Source organism: Streptosporangium sp. NPDC006013 (assembly GCF_040614275.1).
Taxonomy (GTDB): Bacteria; Actinomycetota; Actinomycetes; order Streptosporangiales; family Streptosporangiaceae; genus Streptosporangium.
Genome location: NZ_JBEXUE010000644.1, coordinates 1 through 4680, shown reverse-complemented (window position 1 = coordinate 4680; position 4680 = coordinate 1). Strand labels below are relative to the sequence as shown.

The following is a 4680-nucleotide window of genomic DNA, read 5'->3' as shown; positions in this document are numbered from 1 at the left end:
AGGGGTGGCGCATCGTCGCAGCCCTGGCCGTGACGCAGACCATCGGCTACGGCGTGCTCTACTACGCCTTCTCCGTCTTCCTCACCCCCATGGCAGCCGACCTGCACGCCGGCGGCACCCAGATCGCGGCCGCGCTGACCGGCTCGATCCTGATCGCCGCGCTGTGCGCCCCGCTGGTCGGCCGCCTGTTGGACGCCCGCGGCGGCCGGGGCCTGATGACCGCCGGGTCGATCATCGGCACGCTCGCCGTCCTGGCCTGGTCACGGGTCGAGAACCTGCCCCAGCTGTACGCGGTCTTCGCCGCGATCGGCATCGCGTGCGCGATGGTTTTGTACGAAAGCGCCTTCGCTGTCATCGTCAGCTGGTTCGACGGCCCCACCCCCGGCCCCACTCACAGCCATGGCCGAGCCAACGCCCTGCTCGCGCTCACCGTCGTCGCCGGGTTCGCCTCCACCATCTTCCTGCCGCTGACCGGCCTGCTGGTCGACTCCTACGGCTGGCGCACCGCCCTGGTGGTCCTGGCCGTGATCTACGGAGTAGCGGCAATCCCGTTGCACGCGTTCGTCGTGCGCCGCCCCGCCCGCGCCGGACATCGGCCGGTCACGACCCACGAGCGGGCTCAGGTCGTCAAGGCCGCCACCCGGGCGCGGCCGTTCTGGCTGCTGGTGATCGCCTTCACCGCCAACGGCGGCGCGGCGGCGGTGATGTCCGTCCTGCTCATCACCTACCTCATCCATCTGGGGCACTCCCCCGTCCTGGCCGCCACACTGGCCGGGCTGCTGGGGGTTTTGTCGGTGACCGGCCGCCTGCTCACCACCGGCCTGCAACGCCGCCTGCCCGCCGCCCTCATCGCCGCCGCGATCTTCGCCCTGCAGGGCGTCGCCGCCGCGCTGCTTCCGCCGGCCGGGCACACGGTGCCGGGCGCCATCGGCTGCGTGCTCGGATTCGGGCTTGGTTTCGGCATCGCCTCCATCACCCTGCCGCACCTGCTCCTGCAGCGCTACGGCACGAGCGCCTACGCCTCGCTGTCAGGCCGCATCGCCGCCTTCTCCGTCGCCGACAAAGCCCTGGCCCCACTCGGCGCGGTCGCGCTCGCCCAAGCGGTCGGCTACACGTGGGTGATGGCGGTCGTGGCAGTGGCCTGCGCCGTCGCCGCGTTCGCGCTGGTCGCCTACCACCGCGTATGATTTAGACGAATGTCGAAGCAGGGGAGTTGCCGTATGACCGCCACCACCGCCCAGTGCTGCGCGCCGATCGCCCGCGAGCCACTGTCGGAGGATGACGCGGCCGACCTGGCGGTGATGCTCAAGGCGGTCGCCGATCCGGTCCGGCTGCGCCTGCTGTCGATGATCGGCTCTCATGCGGGCGGTGAGGCGTGCGTGTGCGACCTGACCCCCGCCTTCGACCTGAGCGGCCCCACGATCTCCCACCACCTCAAAGTGCTGCGGATGGCCGGACTGATCGATTCCGAGCGCCGCGGCACCTGGGTCTACTACTGGATCGTCCCGGCTGCGGTGGCTCGCCTGGGTGCGCTGTTCACCCCGCTGGCTGAGTCCACGAGCGTGTGACCGGCCCGAAGGCGGTGTCCCACTCCTCGCGGCCGGTCGATGTGGTGGTGATCGGCGGCGGGCAGGCGGGTCTGGCGGCCGGCTATTACCTGCGCCGGGCAAGGGCGGACTTCGTCATCTTGGACGCCCGCGACGAGCCGGGCGGGGCTTGGCGGCATGCCTGGCCGTCCCTGCGGCTGTTCTCCCCGGCCCCCTACAGCTCGCTGCCGGGCCGGATGATGCCCGTCCCTGAGGGCGGCGGCTATCCGAGCGCGGCCGATGCGGTCGCCTATCTGGCCGACTACGAGCAGCGCTATGAGCTGCCGATCATCCGGCCGGTCCGCGTGTCGGCCGTGCGCGATGGCGGTGAGTGGCTGGCCGTCGAGACCGGTACCGGTACCTGGCATGCCCGGATCGTGGTCAGCGCGACCGGCACCTGGGGCGGGGCGTACGTGCCGTATTACCCCGGCATCGGTGACTTCCGCGGGCAGCAACTGCACACGGCGAACTACACCGGCCCCGAGCCCTTGCGCGGGCAGCGCGTGGTCATCGTGGGTGGCGGCAACTCCGCAGCGCAGATCCTCGCCGAAGTCTCCACCGTCGCCGACACGACGTGGGCCACGCTGCGCCCGCCCCGGCTGCTGAGCGACGACATCGACGGCCGGGCCCTGTTCGACCTGGCCACCCGGCGCGCCCGCTTCGCTGACGCGCCCGGCATCGGCGACCTGGGCGACATCGTCGCCGTCCCCGCCGTGCGCGAGGCCCGCAACCGGGGCGCACTCAAAGCCGAGCCGATGTTCACCCGCCTCACCCCAGACGGGGTGGCCTGGGCCGACGGCACCACCCTGGCCTGCGACACCATCATCTGGTGCACCGGGTTTCGGCCCGTGCTCAGCCACCTGGCCCCGCTGAAACTCCGCGGCCCCGACGGGGTGATCCCGACCGAGGGCACCCGCGCGCTCGGTGAGGCGCGCCTGCACCTGCTCGGCTACGGCGACTGGACCGGCCCGGCCTCGGCCACCCTGATCGGCGCCGCCCGCACGGCACGCACCACGGTGTCCGGGGTGATGGGGCAGCTGGCGTTTTAGTCCTCGGCAGCCAGCGGAATGCCGACTTTCTCAGCCCATTTCTTGATCTGATCCCAGTGGCCACCCCAGGCATGGGGATTGATGGTGCCATCTCTGCGGATCTGCTGGTTCTCCGGTACTCCATAGGCCTGGAACAGGTCACCGCACAAGGCGGCGGTGGCACGGGCCAGCGGTTGTCCGTCGTCGGCCAGGTCATCCAGCGACACCGCCGACTCCCCGAAGGCCAACTGGATGAAGCGCGTGCCCAGCGGCCGGTAGTCGTCGACGATGCGGGTCGTGGTGTTGAGGTCGACGCGGTAGCGGATGAGGTCTGGGTTGTCGAAGGGCCAGGCGGTCTCCAGCTCCGGCTTGGCCGACACGACCGGGTGCAGATGCGTGTCGGCTACCAGCATCACGCGCGCCATCGCCGATCCGGCCGAGGCGGCGCGGTCGCGTGCGTGGCGGGCCAGGTAGCGCAGAGCGCTGGCCGTCCGGCTGACGATCTCCGCGTCCAAGACGCACACCGTGAGCTTGTCGCTGACGGCCGGGGAAATGGCGGTCGGGTGGATGGCGAAGGTGGCTGCGCCGTCGGTGTAGAGCTGGGCGCGTACGGCATGGACGGTGGTGGTGCCGGCCTCGGCGATCAGGCGACGGTGGGCCACGCTGACGCTGTCGAAGGTGACGGTGCGGGCACCCAGCATGACCACCTCGCTCTTGGTCTGCTCGTCGAAATCACGCACTTTCGTCCCATCCAGCAGCAGGTCTCCTGGCAGATCCGGTACCACGGTGACCACCAGCAGCGGCCTGGGGTAGCCCGGCCGGGCACTGGTCACCGCGGCCGCCATGACCGCCTGATCCTCCAGCTCGCGCAGGCGATCGACCTGATCGCTGGCGCCCATGAGGCGGCGCCGGTAGGCGGCGGCGATCTCCGACTCGCTCAGCCACACCTTGTCGGCTCCGTGCCGGCGCGGCCAGCGCAGCGGGCTTTCATTCTTCTGCGCCGGGTTGGACACCGCGTGCGGGGCTTGTGAACTGGGCGGAATCGAGATCAGCAGGAACCCGTGGCCGGGGTTGGCGGGATTGGGCACCTCGCGCATGGCGAAGCGCGGCATGGGGTGCACGCGGGCGGCGACCGCGTTGCGGATGCGGGACTGCAGCCGCTGGAAACGCACATCCAATGCCTTGGAGGGGATGTCGCCGACGTCGGCCATCCCGACGATGATCAGGCCGCCGGTGTGGTTGGCGAAGGTGGCGACATCAACAGCGACATCGTCGTTGCCCTTCTCCCTGCGCTCCTTGTCCCCATCGGGAATGTCGACCTTGTAGTCCAGGTCCTCGGCCTCACGGGCGTCGGGGTTGTCGACGAGGGCGGCGATCTGAGCGTAGGTGACCAGATGCAAAGGAGCGCCGAGCAGGGCCTCCAGGCGGCGAGGGCTGTGCAACATGAGCAGCGGGTCTCCTTTGACCACAGTGACGATCAGATCTACCTCGGCCACCGTAGATGACGATTCAACCGGATTGTCAGCAAATGCACACTCAACGTGTTCGCTGTCAACGCGGTGACGCCCCGTGTCAGCCGGCCCTTCGATGGGGGCGCCGACGTCACAGCCAACAGGGTGATTAGGTTTCCATCTAACTTGACGTACATCTAAACAGTGTGGAATGGTGACCTTACTTAGATGCTTATCTAATTCATGAGGGTGGGGCGGTCGCGCCTCGCCCCGCGCCGAAGGGAGCCTGCGATGGCCAACAGCATCAGCGGCGGATTCATCGGAAACCTCGACGAGGCGTTCACCCCGCCCGCGGCGGGAGGGTGCTGCGGTGGCCCCGCCGCACCTGAGACGAGCACGGCGGCCGAAGCGGCGGCGACCTCCTGCTGCGGCAGCCCCGCGGCGGCGAGCCAGGCGGCCGAGGCCGGGTGCTGCGGGCAGGCCCCGGCGGCCGCTTCGGCTCCCGCTGCCGCCGCCGCTTCTGACCATTCATCGGGAAGGCAGCACCCTTCGTGTACGCCAAGCAATACGAGATCACCCTGCCCGCCGGCTACGACATGAAGATCATCCGCAAGC

Annotated in this window: 5 protein-coding genes; 3 read left to right on the top strand and 2 right to left on the bottom strand. The window is 69.8% G+C overall.

What is annotated here, in order from left to right:
* From ABZ260_RS46925 to ABZ260_RS46915, 3 genes are all read left to right on the top strand, one after another.
* The coding region (locus ABZ260_RS46925) for an MFS transporter (RefSeq protein WP_355631331.1) at nt 1-1187 on the top strand (1187 nt) is incomplete at its 5' end.
* A gap of 33 nt (nt 1188-1220) precedes the next feature.
* A complete protein-coding gene (locus ABZ260_RS46920) occupies nt 1221-1568 on the top strand; it encodes a metalloregulator ArsR/SmtB family transcription factor (RefSeq protein WP_355631328.1) in 348 nt (115 codons plus the stop codon).
* Complete coding sequence (locus ABZ260_RS46915) at nt 1565-2635, top strand: ArsO family NAD(P)H-dependent flavin-containing monooxygenase (RefSeq protein ID WP_355631326.1); 1071 nt, start codon at nt 1565-1567, stop codon at nt 2633-2635. Before ABZ260_RS46920 ends, ABZ260_RS46915 begins: the two co-directional genes overlap by 4 nt.
* On the opposite strand, the gene ABZ260_RS46910 is transcribed toward ABZ260_RS46915, so the two are convergent.
* Together ABZ260_RS46910 and ABZ260_RS46905 are read right to left on the bottom strand one after the other, a co-directional pair.
* Nucleotides 2632-4110, bottom strand: a complete 1479-nt coding sequence (locus ABZ260_RS46910) for an ATP-binding protein (protein ID WP_355631323.1) — start codon at nt 4108-4110, stop codon at nt 2632-2634. The two genes, ABZ260_RS46915 and ABZ260_RS46910, sit on opposite strands and share 4 nt — an antisense overlap.
* 191 nt (nt 4111-4301) lie before the next feature.
* Nucleotides 4302-4680 (bottom strand): hypothetical protein (locus ABZ260_RS46905; RefSeq protein ID WP_355631320.1); only part of this gene is annotated, 379 nt, incomplete at its 5' end.

What these genes read in the sequence shown, in the direction of transcription:
- ABZ260_RS46920 (WP_355631328.1), top strand. Translation starts at nt 1,221, where the DNA reads ATGACCGCCACCACCGCCCAGTGCTGCGCGCCGATCGCCCGCGAGCCA.